At 39.6% G+C, this 19,638-nt stretch carries 17 protein-coding genes and 1 pseudogene; all 18 read right to left on the bottom strand.

Going from position 1 to position 19,638, the window contains the following annotated elements; translation table 11 throughout:
- Positions 1 to 15: 15 nt before the first annotated feature.
- Positions 16 to 1,068 carry a GNAT family N-acetyltransferase gene (locus tag NQ546_RS10745; protein WP_004291136.1) on the bottom strand — a complete coding sequence of 351 codons (1,053 nt, stop codon included), beginning with the start codon at positions 1,066 to 1,068 and terminating at the stop codon, positions 16 to 18.
- Between the two features lies 1 nt (position 1,069).
- Entirely contained in the window at positions 1,070 to 1,981 is a 912-nt protein-coding gene (locus NQ546_RS10740; protein WP_004291137.1) for a glucosamine inositolphosphorylceramide transferase family protein, read from the bottom strand.
- Positions 1,974 to 3,170: a glycosyltransferase gene (locus tag NQ546_RS10735; protein ID WP_004291138.1), complete on the bottom strand. Its 1,197-nt coding sequence runs from the start codon at positions 3,168 to 3,170 to the stop codon at positions 1,974 to 1,976. The genes NQ546_RS10740 and NQ546_RS10735 overlap by 8 nt, the downstream gene beginning before the upstream one ends.
- 1 nt (position 3,171) lies before the next feature.
- Positions 3,172 to 4,161 carry a polysaccharide deacetylase family protein gene (locus tag NQ546_RS10730; RefSeq protein WP_004291139.1) on the bottom strand — a complete coding sequence of 330 codons (990 nt, stop codon included), beginning with the start codon at positions 4,159 to 4,161 and terminating at the stop codon, positions 3,172 to 3,174.
- Positions 4,162 to 4,165: 4 nt separating this feature from the next.
- Positions 4,166 to 4,882: an acyltransferase family protein gene (locus NQ546_RS10725; protein WP_147293904.1), complete on the bottom strand. Its 717-nt coding sequence runs from the start codon at positions 4,880 to 4,882 to the stop codon at positions 4,166 to 4,168.
- Positions 4,849 to 5,274, bottom strand: a complete 426-nt coding sequence (locus NQ546_RS17400) for an acyltransferase family protein (RefSeq protein ID WP_039953302.1) — start codon at positions 5,272 to 5,274, stop codon at positions 4,849 to 4,851. Before NQ546_RS17400 ends, NQ546_RS10725 begins: the two co-directional genes overlap by 34 nt.
- Before the next feature lie 14 nt (positions 5,275 to 5,288).
- Positions 5,289 to 6,719: a lipopolysaccharide biosynthesis protein gene (locus NQ546_RS10720; protein ID WP_004291141.1), complete on the bottom strand. Its 1,431-nt coding sequence runs from the start codon at positions 6,717 to 6,719 to the stop codon at positions 5,289 to 5,291.
- Between the two features lie 6 nt (positions 6,720 to 6,725).
- Positions 6,726 to 7,475 carry a LicD family protein gene (locus tag NQ546_RS10715; protein WP_004291142.1) on the bottom strand — a complete coding sequence of 250 codons (750 nt, stop codon included), beginning with the start codon at positions 7,473 to 7,475 and terminating at the stop codon, positions 6,726 to 6,728.
- Positions 7,475 to 8,608: a phosphonoacetaldehyde reductase gene (locus NQ546_RS10710; RefSeq protein ID WP_004291143.1), complete on the bottom strand. Its 1,134-nt coding sequence runs from the start codon at positions 8,606 to 8,608 to the stop codon at positions 7,475 to 7,477. Before NQ546_RS10710 ends, NQ546_RS10715 begins: the two co-directional genes overlap by 1 nt.
- 12 nt (positions 8,609 to 8,620) lie before the next feature.
- A complete protein-coding gene (gene aepY, locus NQ546_RS10705) occupies positions 8,621 to 9,748 on the bottom strand; it encodes a phosphonopyruvate decarboxylase (RefSeq protein WP_004291144.1) in 1,128 nt (375 codons plus the stop codon).
- 9 nt (positions 9,749 to 9,757) lie between these two features.
- Entirely contained in the window at positions 9,758 to 11,071 is a 1,314-nt protein-coding gene (aepX, locus tag NQ546_RS10700) for a phosphoenolpyruvate mutase (RefSeq protein WP_172556394.1), read from the bottom strand.
- A gap of 721 nt (positions 11,072 to 11,792) precedes the next feature.
- The gene (gene wecB, locus NQ546_RS10695) at positions 11,793 to 12,968 is read right to left on the bottom strand and encodes a non-hydrolyzing UDP-N-acetylglucosamine 2-epimerase (RefSeq protein WP_004291147.1); all 1,176 of its coding nucleotides are present in this window, start codon (positions 12,966 to 12,968) and stop codon (positions 11,793 to 11,795) included.
- A gap of 73 nt (positions 12,969 to 13,041) precedes the next feature.
- A complete protein-coding gene (locus NQ546_RS10690) occupies positions 13,042 to 14,430 on the bottom strand; it encodes a UDP binding domain-containing protein (protein WP_004291148.1) in 1,389 nt (462 codons plus the stop codon).
- 505 nt (positions 14,431 to 14,935) lie between these two features.
- Positions 14,936 to 15,391 (bottom strand): annotated as a pseudogene (locus NQ546_RS10685) (hypothetical protein); the annotation flags it as partial.
- A gap of 147 nt (positions 15,392 to 15,538) precedes the next feature.
- On the bottom strand, positions 15,539 to 16,027 hold the full coding sequence (locus NQ546_RS10680) for a UpxZ family transcription anti-terminator antagonist (RefSeq protein WP_115615912.1): 489 nt from the start codon (positions 16,025 to 16,027) through the stop codon (positions 15,539 to 15,541).
- Between the two features lie 56 nt (positions 16,028 to 16,083).
- The gene (locus NQ546_RS10675) at positions 16,084 to 16,620 is read right to left on the bottom strand and encodes a UpxY family transcription antiterminator (RefSeq protein ID WP_004292416.1); all 537 of its coding nucleotides are present in this window, start codon (positions 16,618 to 16,620) and stop codon (positions 16,084 to 16,086) included.
- Between the two features lie 756 nt (positions 16,621 to 17,376).
- Entirely contained in the window at positions 17,377 to 18,492 is a 1,116-nt protein-coding gene (locus NQ546_RS10670) for an ABC transporter permease (RefSeq protein WP_004291151.1), read from the bottom strand.
- A 38-nt stretch (positions 18,493 to 18,530) separates the two neighbouring features.
- A complete protein-coding gene (locus NQ546_RS10665; protein WP_004291152.1) occupies positions 18,531 to 19,634 on the bottom strand; it encodes an ABC transporter permease in 1,104 nt (367 codons plus the stop codon).
- Positions 19,635 to 19,638 lie beyond the last annotated feature (4 nt).

Below are 19,638 nucleotides of genomic sequence, written 5' to 3'. Positions count from 1 at the left end.
TATTGAATTCATAAATTAAAAACTATCCAAATCCAACTTCCTTAAATTCCAGCTATTTGCTTCGAGAACATTGATTCCGTTTATTTCCCAATTGATTTCACCTACTCTATCGTATTGTAGTGAATAAATGAGAGCTGGTGGAGTTTTTCTTATACAATGTAAAAACGGAATCGTATGGAAACCTAACTTTCTTAGGAGTTTTGATTCGTTCGCATCCCCCTCTGGTTTCCAAACAAGGACCTCTATCGGTTTACAATATTCTCTGAAGAAACGGTATGATTTTTTTACATAATTTCTATCTGAATATAAAACAAGCCCAAGATTGAAGTCTTTCAAGTCTATACTTGACAGCATCAAGAAAGATAATAGCACATCATTAGCATCAAACGCTTGCACAAATCGGTAAAACTTGTTAGTTCTTGTCATGCGCCATTTCAGATTATCTGGATCAACAAACGAGTGTATTGAGCCCAACCTGTCTAAGGCACAAATGGACTGAATTTCCTTGTCCGACAACGAATCTGTAATTTTGTATTTAATGCTGTTCTTTACAAATTCAATATTATTTATATTGTGAAAGTTTTCCTGAGAACCCAAAAGCCTTTTCTTCAGAATACGTCCCCATGAAAAATCGTACATGTGGCGAAGAGACATAAGGTCAGCAAAACCAATCTTCTTATTTCCATAATATGGTATCCAAGACGGACCAGTATCAAGAATTAACTTTATACCTTCTTTCCGTAACGCATCTATGGAAAAACGATTCATCTTTGAAAAGAGCCCCTGTTTTCTGGCACTTGGTACAATGACAGTATCGCAGATTTGTGCAACCACCTCACTTTTTCCTCCTATTATGAACTTGTTTAGAAAGATACCTCGGAATCCGACGACTTCATTGTCTGGAGTAACCGCAATGACACTAAGGGACTTATTATAGTTTGGATTCTTGTGATAAGTCCAATCAAAGCGCATTTTTCTACCTTCGAAGTCTTCTTTCCACAAATAGCGTTCTATCTCGGCACATTGCTCAAAATACTCCTCTGTATATAACTTTATTGTATACTCCATATTATCGGTTGAAAAAGTTTCGTTTGATTCTTCTTATCAATTCGATTACATTATAGTTCTTTACTCGATAATCAATAGTCATAAGCAATTCTTTATTATGACTAATAATATTGAACTGATGACCACCGAAATTATAATTAGAGAATACTGTACTGTAAATGCGATCCTTGTAAACGTGCTCGGAGTATTTTTCAGCAGTCAATTGGTCTATTTGCATCAAAGTGATGTCTTCTCCATAACTTGAAACACAAATCTGGGCAGGGCGATACAACTTATCATTGAAAGAGAATACAGCACCTCCGTTTCGGCCATAATCATTACCTGTATAAATCGGAGACTTGGGGTGCTCTTTATATGGGCCGTCAAGTGAATCAGAGACAAATAGATGCTGATTGAAATTTTCCTTTTCTTTAACAGATGTAAACAGATAGTACTTTGCCCCATTTTTGATGATAGAGGAATCCACCCACTGACGTTTCTCGTCGATAATAACCTTAGCCAATTTCCATTTACTCAGATTGTCATTACAAGCTTCATACAGGCGGATTGTTCCACTATATCCAGCTTCTGGCAACATATACACTTTACCATTATCCTCAAAAACATACGGGAAAGACAAGTGAAAAGCCTCCTTTAATACATCTACCTCATCTGACCATACCTGCATATCATCAGTAAAACGCATGCAAATATAACCAACACCATACCATCTGTCTTGTCTCTCATAAAACAGATATAATCTCCCATTGTATGAAAACAGGAAAGGATCTGCAAGAAAAATGATTGGCTCTATCTTAAATAAATCGGTATCAGACTCGAACTTCTTAATTAGAGTACCTTGACTTTCCCCAAAATCCTCTGCTTTTAGCTTGTTTATGCTAATACTGAAATTATTAATGTATAGATTAAACATTCTTTAATTCCTTTCGGATAAATTGATCAAGTAAAGAGAATTCAGATTTGAAAGTACGCTTCGATGCTGCCATCTCACACATTTTTTTATAATTAGCCCGATCTGTCTTAACTCCTTTAAGGTAGCTGAGCAGTTCTATAATTGTGTAAGAATCATAATTCGGATGGTTCTTTAATATAAAACCTTCCTTACCATGGCGTACACTACGAGCATAATCTCCTGAATACTCAGTACAAATCATTGGAACGCCTGCAGCAAGGTACTCACATATCTTTGTTGGTGAAGACACTGTGTTTAGTACAAGATCATCCCGCAAAAGGAAACCAGCATCTAGAAGTTTCAAATGTGATGGTACTTCCGCTGGAAGCAGACCTTTAATACAATAGTTCTCCGCACCCAATCCATCAAGCTGCTTTTGCAAGTTAGCAGGAATATCAAAACCTGTATAGATTACTAAGAAAATACGATCATCCAGTTTGTACAGTTTGATAGCAAGATCTACAATCAGATTAATGTTCTGCCAAGCTTGTAGACCTCCGCAATAGCCAAGGACGATTCTATTTTCTGTCAATTTCATCAAATCACCCTCATAAGCATTACAATTGTACAACTCAGTATTAACACCACAAGAAATAATCGAATTGGTTGTAATCTTTGTATCAGTATTCTTTTCCAACTGTTTGCAAAGATTCTCGGATACGGTTATGCAAATATCAGAATACTTAATAGAACAAACTTGGTCGAAAAGAAAATTATTAGAACACCATTTCTTATGTGTATACTTCGAGGTATATTCGTAATAACCATCACCATGGAAGTCGGTAATACGCATAGAGGAGTTACCAATGAAACGTAAGGGCAAACCATCCACCTCGCTCTGAACCACATCGTAATGCTTAATTGTAGAATAGAACCATCCTACTAAATACTTATAGTAACGCAAAAACAAAGCAAGAGTTTTATTCTTTGCTCTTGGAAACAGATAAGGTACAAAAGTCCAGTGCACGCTATTATCTACATATTTTTTCAGAGATTTCCAATAGCCAAGATCCTTGAACAGACATAAAACATCAACTTCATAACCAGCCTCTTTATAACATTTAATATAACAGTTCAATCTATGTTTGGCTCCTTCATTCAAATGCACGATAAGACCCGCGCCTGAAAAAATTATTAATACTTTAGGCATTTTATAATAATGATTTATACATTACAGTATTCGAATATTTTGATAAGATTTTTATTACATGCAGAGTGGACAAACTCAAGTCTTTAGGGTGATCTATATAGGTTATCAAATCTTTGTTATTAACAAAGAAAGCTAACAAAATCGTTGGGATTGACCTTTGAGAAAAAGTGTATCTGGAATAATTAACATAATTATCAGGTTTTGCCTCCTCTTGATAGTCACCTCTTATGTGAGTACCGTCAGTTATACACTTTAAATCATTAAAAACTTTCTTATTAATCCAGTCTAATCCTCTATAGACAATAGTCCTTCGATAGGAAGAAATTGGTACCTCTATAAATTCCCCCTTATCATCAGGAATAATTACATCATTTTCATACCTCCACATTTCACCATCGGGAGAATCTATAAAATTAAAATAGGAATACTTATTCTTACCATATGCTCCTCGTGCTACGGACGAATCAATCTTGATTCCCGCTTTTTGAAATCCTTTCTTCAATTTATCAAAAGGTTGTACTGCCCATCCACCTGCTCTGAAGGCAACGATCTTGTAATCTGAATCAACCTCACGTGCGATGTTTGTAAGCAGATTTGTTCCTTCTACAAACATATCTACAATCTCCTGCTCAGAGAAGCTATTGAGACTATAGTGACGAAACTCGAAAAAGTCCCATGTACCATCGCCATTATATTTAGCATCTACCCAATGAGGATGGATATGCAATTCAATACGGTGGCCTCGGCAAACCATATCCTTGAGTTGATCAACGATGAGTTGGTAGTCTGCCAAGGTACGTTCAGTATTTGCTTCTTTCAAATACTTAAGCATCTGCCAATCTACAAAGAAGTTACCCTTAAAGCCTACAGAATCCATTGCATTGAGCAGGAGGTTGGTTGGTTCTATCAAAGACTTCACAACCGTCCCTGACCTATCGCCAAAGAATAACTCGTAGTCGTATGAAAGAATGATTTTTTTCTTCTGAAACATAACCTTATCTGTTACCTGTAAGAACAGGCATTATGGGCTTAAAAAATTTATTTAGTACGTAGTAGTAAACTACAGATATTCCATATACCATAAAGGGACTCAACAAATACAATAAGCATAGTAACCATTCGTTCTGAAAAGAAGAGCATTGCTCAAGCTTGAGACAAATGGAAGTAGGAGCAATAAACAATCCGCATGCATGTATGGCATATACAAAGAACGAGCTTTGATCAATGATGTTAGGGATAACAATACAGTATTTCTCATTGATTGATTTTGCTAGCCATACCATTGCTATTGCTACTAATATAGTTGTTGTCTGCTGTATGTATCTGAGCCCTTCCTGAGACTGCGGATATTGATATAGTCCAATAGCAATAGATACTACAGCCAAGAAGACAATAAGCCAATTGAGCGACTCTGAATTTATCAGACAAAACTCCTTTTGATCAACAGCCATATAAGCTCCCAAAGTGAAGAACAGAAATGCATGTATGCTGAAACCAGGAACAGATGTCCATAACTGTGTTACATATAGTAACATCATACCAATGGCCAGCAATCCTTTCAGATACCTGAGCAACAAATAGATAATAGGAGTACAGAAAGATACGACAATAAGATCGCGCAGGAACCATAGCGGTAAGTCTGCCGGACCATACATAGGCATTGACCAGCCCAAAATATTCAGATTCTTCTCTCCCCATAAATGGCAGCACACCACAGTGACTCCAAAAGATTGAAGCTTATGGGGTAACCGTTAGCATGCCATTGATATACTTGATATAAAAACTCGTATGAAGCTGAAATGGTACACCATACCAAATAAGGTACAACCAAAGTCTTCACTCGCTTGCTGGATTTGACTTTGTATACATCTAAAGTGAACTGGTCTACTCGGTAAAAATACAAGAAGCCAGAAATAAGGAAAAAGAGTCCGGTAGCTGATGGGGTCAATATATGTCCGAACAAGTTTTGCAACATATTGAGCATTTCAAAATCCCCCCCATTCACATAACTAGTAAACCTTACAGGTGTACAGTGGTTGATAATGACCAAAAGCAACAGAAATGGGCGCAAATTGGATATAACTGTCAGTTTGCTTGAGTTCATTATTGTTTGCGTTTTCAAAGATTTTTTTTAATAATAGCTATTATTTCTTTCAAAGATTCATTCTTTGTTATTATTGACAGGCCTACATAACATACAAAAAAAACGAATCCTCCAACAAAGAATTGCATGTACATATTATCAAAGCTATAGACAGGAATTAAAGCAACAAGTACACCAATGATACCCAATACCATGCTAGGTGTAAAGTCTTTTATTTGTTCCCAAATAGATATTCCGATTAGTTTTTTTGTATACGCAGAGTTTAGTACCATAGCCAATAGGCCGTAACTTGCCTTACCTACACAAAGGCCTATTAGTCCAAAAGGCACAGATATTATAAGAATCAGGAAAGCAGTAACCTTTTTAATCACCTCCAGTTTAAGAGCTAGGTCTGCTCTACCTTTAACATAAATCAGATTGCGATTTATGCAACTAATATGTTCTAGCAAAAAGCCACAACAAAGGATTTGCATAAGTACAATAACGTCTGCCCATTTTTCTGTAAGAAGAATCAGCACCAATGGTTTTGCAAGAACGAGCAAAACAAACAACAAAGGTATTATTATGTAGCTAGACAATGATATGTATTTGCGATAAACAGAAATCAATTGGCGCTCATCGGTTATTTTGCTCATGATTGGAAACGTGACACGAGAAAATACCTCAACACAAATGTATGCTGGCATCGAAGTAAACTGTTCGGCACGTGAATAATAACCTAACTGAGCTGGAGTACAGAACTTTCCAATTATTATAGGATAGAGATTAGCGTAAATTTTATCAATAATACTGGCCGCCATCAAACGCGTGCCAAATGGGAATAAGCGGTGAAATGATGATACATCGAAAAAGCATACAGGTTTCCACCTCTGAGTGATAGTATACATACCGGTCATCACAACTGCAGAGGTTAAATATTGTCCTACCAGAGCCCAAACTCCCCCCCCCTTAAAAGCAAGTATAATACCTACTACACCTGAGAATAATGCTGAAATAACAGTAACTTTAGCAATAGCCTTAAAATTAACATCAACAGTCATTCGCACTTTATGTATAGCAGAGAATGAAAATATTATGATTCCCAAACTCTGAACCCTTAGATATAATGTAACATCGTTATTGTAGAACGATGATATATAAGGAGCCGCAAAAAACAAAATAAGATAACAACATACAGACAGTAAAACATTGAATGTAAATATTGTTGAATAATCACGCTCAGTCTTATACTTGTCCTGAATCAGTGTCGTAGCAAAACCTCCATCTATGAATACCTGTGATATTGTAATGAACACAAAAATGATGGCAACGATACCATAATCTTCAGGCATAAGAAGACGAGCCATTATGACACTAATCACAAATTGAATCACCTTTGTTGATGCAGACTCTACAAAGGACCATATTACTCCCTTTACAGATTTGCTTTTAAGATCTCCTACCATATCAAGTTAGTATCTTCCAACTTTTATGATTTGTTCCCAAAAGTTACTTTCTTTACAAAACTCTATAGGAATACTCCTGAAATTGCGTTCGTAAAGCGGTGTCTGATAAACATTAGGATCAGCATGCGCATTCTTCTTTGGTGTCATGAAATCCTCTCCATAAAGAGTTTTCAAGATTTCTACTGAGTTTAATGGAATTTTAATTTCCTTATTTCTAAACTTCCAAGCCATAGTTGAAGTTTCATAGGGCACAACAACATCCTTTGCTCTAAAAAGATTCATATTGCTTGAAAACAACCAGTCATGGCCCGTAATAGCCAACGGAAGAAAAATGTGTGATTGTGAATTTACATCTATATATGAAAAATAAATATCACATGTTAACCCTTTGAACTTCATAGGAAGTTGGCATCCTTTAAAATCAGAAGCGACAAAAATATTACTAAACTCAAATCCGTGTTTTTTCAAAGAAATCAAAAGATTATCCGACAAGCTTCTGATATCAAGTGCCATATCAATATCATCATCATAAGGGATAAAATCATGATTTCTGTATATTCCTAACAAAGTACCAAATATAGGAACAAAAATGATGCTAAGTTCACTGGCTACATCGTAATAAGCTTGTAATGCTTCACCACCAACGTCCTGTAGTAATGCACATGCCTTTTTTATCTTTCTTTCTTTTCTAATCTTATCTATTCCAATAATTTCTAGAATAGAATGAATAATTGTTTTTGCAATCATATCAATCATTACTTTATTATGACATTATACAGCAGGCGTACAGTATTTTTGTCAAGCACAATAGGGTTATTCTTAAGTCTTGTTGTATTTATTGAGTTTGTAAGTATTTGTATTGAAACATTACGTTTGTTATCAACTGGATTTACTAATACTAATTTTGACAGCATGTATTTAAATTTACTTATTGCTTCTTGCGCCGTATTACAATCCATTGCCTTAGCTATATCATTGAATATACAAATAAGGTGTTCTATTCCTCTTGTATCTACACAATAGTTCTCGTGATACAAATTATCAAGCATATATTTCCATATAACAGGCAAACACACAGCTACTGCATGCCCATGAGGGAATCCATAAAGAGAAGTAATCTTGTAGCTCATGGCGTGAGCTGCTGTAGTTTGAGTAATGTTGATAGCGCGACCACTGTAGTTAGCTCCCAACATGACATTAGCAGCTGCCTGATCATCGTTCTCAAAGATGTACTTCTCCCAGTTCTGCATAATGAGTTCAATCGTCTTGCGACTATACTCATAACTTTCTTCAGTCGAGTTGACTGACCACCAAGATTCGATGCCTTGGCAGAGAGCATCCATCATAGTACACTTCTTCTGATACTGAGAAAGCGACTTTAGAACAGATGGTTCCAAAAATACGTAATCTGGCAAGATACCATCGTTTGTGACGGTCTGCTTTGCTCCCTCGTAATACATAACAGCATTGTGTGTACTTTCGCTACCCGTTCCAGCAGTGGTTGGAATGGCAATGAAAGGAATCTTAGTACCGTCAATTTCTACACATGTATTTACCAAAGGAGGAATGATTGCATCATTTCCCTCTTTGGCCAATACTGCAAGTTTTATACATTTTGCCACATCCATCGGACTACCACCTCCAATAGCCAAAATACCATCGCAATCCTCTGATTTGAAAAGTTCGATCCCCTTACTTATTTGTTCATACAATGGATTAGACGTAAATTCGGTAAAATAAACCTTATCGATATCCAGCGACTTAATCATATCCCTGAAATTGAGCGACTGATAAGAACGAGAACCGGTAACAATAAATAACTTCTTACTACCACTCTCATTCAATACCAAAGGTAGTTTATTGATCCCTTGAATGATATTTTGCTGCATAACCTAATTCAATTACTTCTGAAGGAAGGCCATAAAAGATTCTTTGTTTTGAATAGGAGTCGTAGTAGGACGACCGAGATTCTTACGGTTACCCTTTTTGACACAAACCTGCAGGAGTACAGGACCTTCTGCATTCTTGATTTCAGGAAGTCTTGCTTCGAGTTCCTCCATGGTCTCTACCGAACAAGTTGCCACATAACCCACTGCTTTAGCAACAGCACAAAGGTCGATCTTGAGACCAACAGTAGGCTGACCACCTACTGAATCATGTGCACCATTATTGAACACTATGTGCACATAATTTTTACACTTCATGCTGGCGACAATAGCCATATTGCCCATATGCATAATACTGGCACCATCGCCATCAAAGCAATATACTCTACGCTCAGGCTTCTGGAGTGCGATACCAAGAGCAATCTGCGAAGCGTGCCCCATAGAACCCACAGTGAGAAAATCGCGTTCGTGACCTTGGTTCCATGTGGTACGTGCCTCAAAAAGCTCGCGCGAAATCATACCGGTGGTTGATACAATGCAGGCGTTATCCTCGATGTTCGAAGCTACTTTCCGAATTGCTTCCTCGCGAGACATGGTAAGGTCGTTCATCTCAACATCCCGAAGTTTGTAGGTATCAAAGGTGTCTTTCTCGATAACAAGTGCATAGCACTCGTTGGTAACCTTCATGAAGTCGGCAGCAATCTTAATCTGCTTTGCAGCATCCTCTTCCTCTTTAGATAGAATAGCATAGTTAATGCCCATGGTATTCAACAGACCGATAGTCACCTTACCTTGCTTTATATGCTGAGGCTCATCATACACACCGGGGTGACCTCTCCAACCGATAACGAGCAATACTGGGATATTGTATACCTCTTTATCGGTAAGTGAAGCCAACGGATTGATTATATTACCCTCACCAGAGTTCTGTATATAAACGACAGCTACCTTGCCTGTTGCCAAATGATAGCCAGCAGCAATACCCATAGCCCCCCCCTCGTTGGCAGCTATAATATTCTGCTCAGCAGGAAGGTTATCGGTAATGTAGGCACAGATATTTTTGAGTAGTGAATCAGGAACACCAGCATAGAAATCTATGCCATGTTCCTTAAGAGTATTTACGAAAAATTCAGGTCTCACCATAATCTTTGATTAGTTTTTGGTTCCAGGAATAAGTTCGAGAATCTCCTTGATAGGCATGCAGTACTCATTTGCAGCTTCTTTCGAACGAGAATGCATAAGGATAGACTTAGCGCAGTTCATCATTGCAGGATAAGAAGCACGAAGCATATGGTTAGCGTAGATTACTACATTGATACCCCAAGATACTAGTTCCTCCTCGGTAAACTGATTATAAGTGGTAGGAACTACTACAATAGGTACATCAGTATACTTAACACGAAACTGGCGACAGAATTCTTTGATGTCCTCACCGGTTTTCTCCTTTGAGTGAATCATGATACCGTCAACACCAGCCTCAACATAAGCGAAGCAACGCTTAATAGCATCAGAAATAGGTTTGCCAGCGATGAGCGACTCACAACGAGCGATGATCATGAAGTCATCAGTAATCTGAGCGTTCTTACCAGCTTTGATCTTAGCGCAAAAGCCCTCGATAGTATCCTGAGTTTGAACAGCATCTGTACCGAAAAGCGAATTCTGCTTCAAGCCTACTTTATCCTCAATGATAACTGCCGATACGCCAAGACGCTCAAGAGTACGTACGGTAAATACGAAGTGCTCGAGTTTGCCTCCAGTATCACCGTCATAGATAAAAGGCTTAGTAGTTACCTCAAGAGCATCATTCAGGCCATGAAGACGAGTAGTCAAATCAACAGCCTCAATATCGGGCTTACCTTTAGACGTAGAATCCGTGAGTGAAGAAGCCCACATACCATCGAATTCACGCTTTACATTATTCACTTCTACGCAAACATTCTCAGCAATCAAACCGGTAAGGCCAGAGTGTGACTCAAGTATGCGCACGATAGGTTTAGCTGCAATAAGACGACGGAGGCGCTTCATACGAACCTCAGGAGTAGTACCGATTTCCTTCAAACGCTGGTTGAGCATAGAACTGGAAATCCCCTGAGTATAAGGTATGTCGATTACCTTACCGCCCCACTGCGAGATGCAATCTATAACACGCTGGCGAGTTTTTTGTTGAACACCCTGTTTCCAATCATCACCATGGAGTACATAATCAGGACGTACTTTCTCTAGATTAGGAACGTAATCAAGAGTAGTTTGAGGAATTACCTCATCAACACCCTTGAGATTAGCAACGATCTCACTTCTCTGCTCGTAAGTTAGATAAGGCAGACGCTTATAACTAGCAATAGCCTCATCAGTAAGTACACCTACCACCACGCGACCAAGTTTCATAGCCTCGTGAATGATGTTCAAATGACCAGTATGAATGATGTCAGCAGACATACCAACATAAACTGTTTTTTTTTTGTCCATAATGTTTGTTATTGTAAATACTCAATTTAGGACACCGCCTTAATAAGGCACTTTGAATGTCCTAATTAAAGAATATGTTAAATAATGAGCTCTAAAATTAACATTAATTCGTTGCCAAAGTGATTTTGCCAAGAATCATATTAGCATAATCTCTGTACCCATTAATGATATTTTTGGGATATTGAATGCTTACGCACTTATCCTTATTACTTTACCTTAATTCACGCTTCAAACTCAGAATTTCTTGTTTTAATTATCTTGGCCGAAACACCAACAACTATTGAATGAGGAGGTACATCTTTAACAACCAAAACATTGGATCCTGCTTTGATATTGACATTATTTCCAATGGTAGGGCAGTTGACCTTATCACTATAACCGATAGTTGCTTACTGATTAATCCAACAATTCTTACCAATGTGTCGGCACGAAATAATGGTAGAAAAACTATGCTCGATAAAGAGCCCCCCTTCAATATTTCTACAATTGATATAAAAATTGAGGTAGTGGAATAGTCTGAGCGACTTCAGTAGAACTGACAGTACTCTAGAGTGACCTCTCATACGGTATACCATCTGAGTTCTGAATTCAGGATAGACTATGAATAGTCACCAAAATCCACAGTGTCTAAGACTAGAGTATCGTTAATAGTCTACCTCCAATCTTGCCCCAACAACAGTATTAACATACTCATTTTCATATATATTACCATAATGTTAAATTACACCTCATAGCGGTCTGTGCCTTTACCTGCGAGCACATCGGCTATGCGACGACAAGCTTGGCCATCGCCATAGGGGTTGGCGGCATGTGACATCTGCTTGTAGGCAGTTGCATCATCAAGGAGGGTACTGACTTCACTCACGATCTTGTCATAATCGGTACCCACAAGGTGAACGGTACCCGAGGCGAGAGCTTCGGGACGTTCGGTGGTGTCACGCATAACAAGAACTGGTTTGCCGAGCCCCGGAGCTTCTTCTTGAATTCCACCAGAGTCGGTAAGAACAATGGTGGCTTTAGCCATAAGATGCACAAACTCGAGGTACTGCAAGGGCTCGATGAAGAAGAAATTAGGACGGGTTAGGTCTTCACCAAACACCTCATGAATTGGCTTGCGTACATTTGGATTGAGGTGCATCGGATATACAAAGTCTGCTTCAGAATACTTCTCACTAAGATCCTTCATAGCGGTGACCATGCGGATAAAGCCATCGCCGAAGTTTTCACGTCGGTGACCGGTGATAAGGACAAGTTTCTTACCACCATAAAGACGGGTGACGTCATAACCAGCATTAAGTAGGACTTGGTTCTGCTCCTGAGCGAGGACGATATCGGCATTAAGTTTGTCAACGACCATATGGAGAGCGTCAATCACGGTATTACCGGTGACATAAATATTACCATGGACCTTCTCCTCCTGCAGATTCTTCTCGGAGAGTGGAGTCGGCGAAAAGTTATAGGTGGCAATACGCCCAGTGATTTGGCGGTTCATCTCCTCAGGCCATGGGCTGTAGATATTGTGCGTACGGAGACCTGCCTCAACATGCCCCACGGGAATCTGTGCATAGAAAGCGGCTAAAGCTGCGGTGGTGGAGGTAGTGGTATCGCCATGAACGAGAGCTACATCAGGACGACACTCTTTGAACACGTCAGACATACCAGTAAGAATGCGTGAAGTGATGTCGGTGAGATTCTGACCTTGCTTCATGACGTTGAGGTCATAGTCGGGACGAACGTCAAAGATGGTGAGTACTTGATCGAGCATTTCGCGATGCTGACCGGTAACGCACACAATGGTTTTAAATTCGGTATGGCGCTTCTGGAGTTCTTTGACCAAGGGACACATCTTGATGGCTTCCGGTCGGGTTCCGAAGACTAACATAATTTTCTTTACCATATTAATAAGTGGGGTTATCTAATATGTTGGGGTATTCAGTAAAAATTCAAATATGAGTATAATCCAATAATTTTTAATCTCTGCGGAAAACGTCGCGTGTGTATACCTTATCCTCTACGTCTTTGAGACAATCGTCAAAACGGTTGGCGATGATTGCATTCGACTGAGACTTGAACCGGACAAGATCGTTGACTACCTTACTCCCAAAAAAGAGATCGCCATCGGAAAGGGTGGGTTCGTAGATGATGACGTTAGCGCCCTTGGCTTTTACACGCTTCATAATACCTTGGATAGCGCTCTGGCGAAAATTGTCAGATTTCGACTTCATGGTAAGACGGAAGATGCCGATGGTAACTGGTTCTTTTGAACCGTCGTACTGGTTGTTTTCACTATAATCATACCAGCCAGCCTTGCGAAGTACGGCATCAGCAATATAGTCCTTACGGGTTCTGTTACTCTCTACGATAGCAGACATCATATTCTGAGGTACATCCTGATAGTTGGCAAGAAGTTGCTTGGTATCCTTTGGCAGACAGTAACCGCCATAACCGAAACTAGGATTGTTGTAGTGTGTGCCAATGCGTGGATCAAGACCAATACCGTTAATGATGGCGGCAGAATCAAGCCCCTTGACCTCACTATAAGTGTCCAACTCATTAAAATAGGATACGCGAAGGGCAAGGTAGGTATTGGCAAAAAGTTTCACAGCTTCCGCTTCTTTCAAACCCATATAGAGTACAGGAATATTCTTGGTATCCTTGTACTGTTCCATGATGGGATTCTCGACAGAAGGACCTTCTGCTCCTTCAACAAGGAGGCGGGCAAAGGTCATGGCAGCCTCCTTCATGTGATTGCCTTGAATCTGGCGGATGGCTACATTCTCCTCCTCCCATTCTGCTCCCATCATCTTGGGATAGCCTACGATGATACGGCTTGGATGGAGATTATCGTAAAGAGCCTTGCTCTCACGAAGGAACTCGGGAGAAAAGAGAAGTCGGAGCTCACGACGTTTACTGTCTACCAATGGCTCCATCTGTGCAAACTTCTGTGCGTATTTCACATACAATGAACGGCAGTAGCCCACAGGGATAGTTGATTTGATAACCATGGTTGCCTCAGGATTCACACTCAGTACAAGGTCAATGACATCCTCGATGTGATGGGTATCGAAGAAATTCTTTACTGGATCATAATTAGTGGGAGCAGCAATCACTACAAAATCGGCATTCTTATATGCTGATGCACCATCGAGCGTGGCAGTAAGGTTCAGTTCTTTCTCAGCAAAGAACTTCTCAATATAATCGTCTTGAATAGGACTGATACGATGATTAATCTTCTCAACCTTCTCTGGAATTACATCCACAGCGACTACCTCATGATGTTGCGAAAGCAATGTAGCCATGCTTAAACCAACATAACCAGTACCGGCTACAGCAATTTTCAATTCTTGGTATTCTCTCATTTTCTCTATTTTTTCAATATTCTTGTCTTCTCAATGTCCTTGTCCGAAAACCAAGGTTGTCCCGTACCAACTGTCCTCCATGTCAATAAACATGACCGGAATTAAGAACGAAATGGAGCATGAGACTGTTGTCAATGGTATACACCGGGAATATTATCAAAATTGGCTATAAATAAGGCTCAGACTTTTCACGATTGTGAATCGGGGTCTCAGGAGTATTTGATCAACCCGACACAGTTCATGACGGCACAGAATTTACATCCTTTTATACTTGAGATATAAAACATATGCCTTTTGGCGGAGGAGTTTTGCCGCCTTGCAGCATCTTGAAAACATTATAAATAAAATGATGGTCCCGTTGAACGTGGTGAAGAAAAGCAATCAAATGGTTTTACAATATTAATCGGTAACCTTTACTTTAGGCAAGTAAAAAAACTTTCTACAATTTTCAATTTTATAGATTACAGATAATGGAACCAGCCTGTTTAATGAAGTGAGCAGAAAGCTATCTTATGGTATACTCATCCACATTACTCGTTTCTTTACTGAAGTTCACCCCTACTTTCACCAACGTCCTCCCATCTAAGGTGTTTCGTAAGGCATGCCTACAAAAAACACTTTCAGGCGCTCCATGAAAACATCTACATTACCGGTCCTCAACTCACGCATGAATTTTACAATATAAAAACCGGTCTCCGCATCAGACACTTTTGTATAATAGGGCATCAGGAAATTCAAAAAGCCATAACGAACCTCGTCATTAGGAAATCCCAAAATATAAAGACTAACCTCTTTATCATATCCCTTGATTGTGAGATTACCACTCTGATAAATCATAGGAAGCGGGTTTCTTACCTCCGCACGATATTCCGAAAAAGCAGATGCCTGTACTTCTACCCCACCAATCAACATAATCACTCTGTTTCAGCAAGTCAACAAGATAAGTAGGTGTACCCGTCTGAACCAATCATTATCCTTACGTATTTCCTCAAAAGGCTTGTATGCCAATCGGCTATTTTCGCATCTGTTCTATTTCTACCTCATTTCTTAGAAGATATATGCAAATATACGCTTTTTCTTCCAAGGGTAAGGTTTATTCATATTTGTTCTATTCGTCAACATATTCCCACGGATAAGGATTATCCACCACATTCTGAAATTCTTCAATAGCTTCTTGTTGTTCAGCAATAAGTATCTTTTCATCCCAACCAGCAATAATTTTACGTGCATCATCAGCCAAAGGCTCATCATAAACTTCACCATAGCAAGCAGTAAGCAAACGAAGTTTCAATAATGATACGGGAAGAACTTCAAGAATATCCCAACAGCGATTCAAAATCTCCTGAATATGTTCCTGCTTTTCACCATGATCAATAAACGAAGCATTGTAGCCCATCAGAAGAGCAAGGCAGACATTAGCCTGTTCTTCAACAGTGGAACCTTTGAAGCCAGAATTATACAAAGCTGTGGTCATACGGTAAACCTCACCGTTACGACGGGAAAGATCATCGCTGTAGACGGGACTGCCGTCCATACCCAAATACATCAGGTCGTGCGCGGCACGCTGAAGGGAAAGAGTTTCTTCAGAAAGAGACATAATGAATTATAAATTATGAGTTATGAATTGACAACTGTAAAACGATCTACAATCAATTATTTGATTACTTCTATCAGTTCAGGATGGATAGTAGCCATGGCAACGGCAATCACACCCTGAATCTCAATGACAACACGACGGTCACGTGCTCCCTTCACTTTCAGGAAGATACCTTCCTGACCCTCGAAGTCACCACCTGTGATACGGACTTTTGTTCCTTTGGATAAGTTTACCTCTTCGGGCTGGAAGTACAGAAGCTGGTCGCTGTAAGTCCCCGCCACTGCTATGAAACGACGCATCTCATTATCCGGGATGATGATTTTCTCACCACTGCGGGTATCGGTGATATATTGTAAATAAGTAACTTTAGACTTGACACGTTTCAGAGCAGAAGGACAGGCATGAACAAATATCAGATTGTGTATCACAGGAACCAGAATACGGACCTTCTTACCTTTCTTAACCGTCACCTTATACTGCATGGGGACGAAACAATCCATATTCTCCTTGCCAAGTAAGCGTACAGCATCCGGCTCTCTGCGGTAGGTGGCACGCATGGCATACCATAATTCGGTCTCTTTCTCTGTTTCCATTTATAGGCCAGTTTCAGAAAAGGGCGTTCTCCCGGGGCTTTGAAACCCTCGCAGATGCTTGAATTCCAATCAATTGCAGACACTTTATATAGAATACGGCAAGCTTTGTGCCCCTCTCACCTATGATTGCTCTGTAGTTGTACATTTTTGTACAAGTAAACTACTGTAAACAAACGGATTATAACACAAAAACTGTTTTTTAGACGTTCGTTTAAAAAACGTCAATATTTTAGAAAAGAGAAGGGGAAGAAACACTTAGAAATTTGCAAAAAATAAGGATGAATGAAGTTCGATTCAAAAAACTAATAGACAATGCGTTATGCCTATAACCGATAATTTATGAAAATATTTTTATTGAACATTTTGCTTGTTTCAAAAATACAGGTTATCTTTGCGTCCATTAAACGAACGTTTAAAAAACACCTTTTATCATTCACATATTTTTCTGAAATACAAATAATTGCCAACAATTACACATATTTTCCACTATTTAATTCCATTCAGTATTTACCCACTTTTCCATGAAAAGCCGAATTCGCTATTCAGGACATTTTACCTCGTTAATTATTTACGCTAAAAAGTCGACAAAAAACAATTCACTTCACGAAGCACTAAAATATGCAAAATGAGTTAAAAAAGGAGAGAACAAAAAGTTAACATCCAATCATGCAAGAAGTTAACTTTATATAGTGCAAAGTATTAACTTCGTATCAATAGGAAATTAACTTCGTACAAACACGAAGTTAATTTCCAAAATCAGCTACTTTTCCTGTAACTTCTCACAGCCCAAATATTAGCAACTATGGCAAAAATCAGCAAGGCTCCTAATTGAGGAAACAGTTCGGCCAAGCCACCGCCGCGAAGATATATTGTACGCATCACCTCAACAAAATACCTCAATGGATTTATACGGGTAATCCATTGTGCCCATTCGGGCATACTATGAATAGGAGTAAAAAGACCACTCATCAAAATAAGGACGAGCATAAAAAACCACATGACAAACATGGCTTGCTGTAACGTTGCCGAATGATTGGATATGACCAGTCCAAAACCGGAAACAACCGGCAGAAACACCAGTGCAAAAACATAAATAGTAAGAAAATGTCCGGCAGGTAAAATACCATATAGCAACCAAGCGAGTACAAAACAAATGGTAAGCACAACAAAGCCTATCAGCCAATAAGGTATCAGCTTGGCCGCAATAAATGTGAATTTATTGACCGGTGTCACATTGATTTGTTCAATAGTCCCCGCCTCTTTCTCTCCCACTACATTGAGTGCGGGAAGAAAGCCGCAAATCAGCGTCAGCAACATAACCATTAATGCAGGAATCATGAAAAGCTTATAGTTCAAAGTAGGATTATAGAGGTTCAAGGTAGAAACACTGATACGGGGAAGCGGCTTGCCTGTTAATGCTTTTACAGGTACTTCCGACATCAGTTCACGAGAATAATCGCTGATGATGGAAGACAGATAAGAACCTCCCAGACTCCCTTTTGTTCCGTTCACCGCATTGGCTGCGACGAGCAAACGAGGAGCTTTACCGTTTATCCAATCTTTTTCAAAATCATAGGGTATCTCCAAAATGACATCTGCTGTGCCCGCTTCAATACCGAGCAAAGCCTCATCGTAAGTAGCCGGAAGCGCTGTCAGACGAAAATAGGTAGAAGCTCTAATCTTGTCTACCAGGCGACGGGATACAACGCTATGATCGTTATCCACAATATTCAGATTTATATTCTTTATCTCCAAGTTGGCAGCCCAAGGCATCAATATCATAATCATACATGGAAATATGAAAATCAGCTTTGGCAAGAATGAGTTGCGGAGCATCTGCTTGAATTCTTTTTCTATCAAATACTTAATCATAGAGGTATTTACTACTAATTGTTATAATTGAAATTACTTCATTCCAGCCTGTTCTTGAACTTCTTGAAACTAACGGTTATCAACAGAACCGCCATAACAGCCAGTATACCGATCTCGGTCAGCACCAGTGATATATCCACTCCCTCTATCATCAGTTTACGCACAGCCTGAATATACCAACGTGCGGGAATCACAGTGGAAATGCTTTGCAAAATGACAGGCATGCTCTCAACAGGGAATATCATACCCGAAAGCAACATTGTGGGCATCATCAGCATTAGTCCGGACACCAGCATGGCGGCTACCTGCGTGTGAGTAACAGTAGAGATGAGCAATCCCAAAGCCAGTGATACGAATATGAAAAGCAGCGATACGACCACCAACCAAAACAAGCTGCCTGCAACCGGAACATGGAGCACATAGACCGAAAGCAATAATATCGTAATCAGGTTGACAAACGACAACACGAAGTACGGCACTGCCTTGGCAAGAATGATAAACAGGGGCTTTACCGGGGAAACCAACAACACTTCCATCGTTCCCGTCTCCTTCTCACGCACAATGGAGATAGAAGTCATCATTGCACAAATCATCATCAGGATAAGTCCCATAACACCGGGAACAAAATTATATGCACTCTTCATCTGCGGATTATAAAGCAACTTGACTTGAGGAACAATTGCAGATGTGCGTACTCCGGGCGGAAGCATTTCTTGTCCGGTCATGGATATGATATTTGCAGCATATCCGGCTTGCATGGTAGCCATATTGGGATCGGTGGCATCGGAGATTATCTGTACTTCTGCCTCACCGGTATAGAGATGATCCGAGAAATGTTCGCTAAAAACAATTGCCATATCAATATCGCCCTTCCTAAAAAAATGATCCGCTTCTTCGGGAGAATACAAGCTGCGGATAACAGTAAAGTACTCACTAGCATCCACACGATCGATGATTTGCCGAGTTACGACATCATTGGAAGGATCGAGAACGGCAACACGCACATTCTTTACTTCGGTAGTAATGGCAAAGCCGAAAAGAATGATCTGCACAATGGGCATACCCAGCAGGATCAGCATCGTACGCCGATCGCGGAAGATATGGAAGAATTCTTTTCGGACAAAAGCTATGAATTGTTTCATGGTT

The organism is Bacteroides eggerthii, assembly GCF_025146565.1.
Lineage (GTDB): Bacteria > Bacteroidota > Bacteroidia > Bacteroidales > Bacteroidaceae > Bacteroides > Bacteroides eggerthii.
The sequence above is the reverse complement of the archived record's forward strand: the minus strand, read 5'-3'. Positions and strand labels throughout refer to the sequence as shown.

Bases quoted from the DNA above. Each gene is read 5' to 3' on its own strand.
- NQ546_RS10745 (WP_004291136.1), bottom strand. From the start codon at position 1,068: ATGGAGTATACAATAAAGTTATATACAGAGGAGTATTTTGAGCAATGT.
- NQ546_RS10740 (WP_004291137.1), bottom strand. From the start codon at position 1,981: ATGTTTAATCTATACATTAATAATTTCAGTATTAGCATAAACAAGCTA.
- NQ546_RS10735 (WP_004291138.1), bottom strand. From the start codon at position 3,170: ATGCCTAAAGTATTAATAATTTTTTCAGGCGCGGGTCTTATCGTGCAT.
- NQ546_RS10730 (WP_004291139.1), bottom strand. From the start codon at position 4,161: ATGTTTCAGAAGAAAAAAATCATTCTTTCATACGACTACGAGTTATTC.
- NQ546_RS17400 (WP_039953302.1), bottom strand. From the start codon at position 5,274: ATGAACTCAAGCAAACTGACAGTTATATCCAATTTGCGCCCATTTCTG.
- NQ546_RS10720 (WP_004291141.1), bottom strand. From the start codon at position 6,719: ATGGTAGGAGATCTTAAAAGCAAATCTGTAAAGGGAGTAATATGGTCC.
- NQ546_RS10715 (WP_004291142.1), bottom strand. From the start codon at position 7,475: ATGATTGATATGATTGCAAAAACAATTATTCATTCTATTCTAGAAATT.
- NQ546_RS10710 (WP_004291143.1), bottom strand. From the start codon at position 8,608: ATGCAGCAAAATATCATTCAAGGGATCAATAAACTACCTTTGGTATTG.
- aepY (WP_004291144.1), bottom strand. From the start codon at position 9,748: ATGGTGAGACCTGAATTTTTCGTAAATACTCTTAAGGAACATGGCATA.
- aepX (WP_172556394.1), bottom strand. From the start codon at position 11,071: ATGGACAAAAAAAAAACAGTTTATGTTGGTATGTCTGCTGACATCATT.
- wecB (WP_004291147.1), bottom strand. From the start codon at position 12,968: ATGGTAAAGAAAATTATGTTAGTCTTCGGAACCCGACCGGAAGCCATC.
- NQ546_RS10690 (WP_004291148.1), bottom strand. From the start codon at position 14,430: ATGAGAGAATACCAAGAATTGAAAATTGCTGTAGCCGGTACTGGTTAT.
- NQ546_RS10680 (WP_115615912.1), bottom strand. From the start codon at position 16,027: ATGTCTCTTTCTGAAGAAACTCTTTCCCTTCAGCGTGCCGCGCACGAC.
- NQ546_RS10675 (WP_004292416.1), bottom strand. From the start codon at position 16,620: ATGGAAACAGAGAAAGAGACCGAATTATGGTATGCCATGCGTGCCACC.
- NQ546_RS10670 (WP_004291151.1), bottom strand. From the start codon at position 18,492: ATGATTAAGTATTTGATAGAAAAAGAATTCAAGCAGATGCTCCGCAAC.
- NQ546_RS10665 (WP_004291152.1), bottom strand. From the start codon at position 19,634: ATGAAACAATTCATAGCTTTTGTCCGAAAAGAATTCTTCCATATCTTC.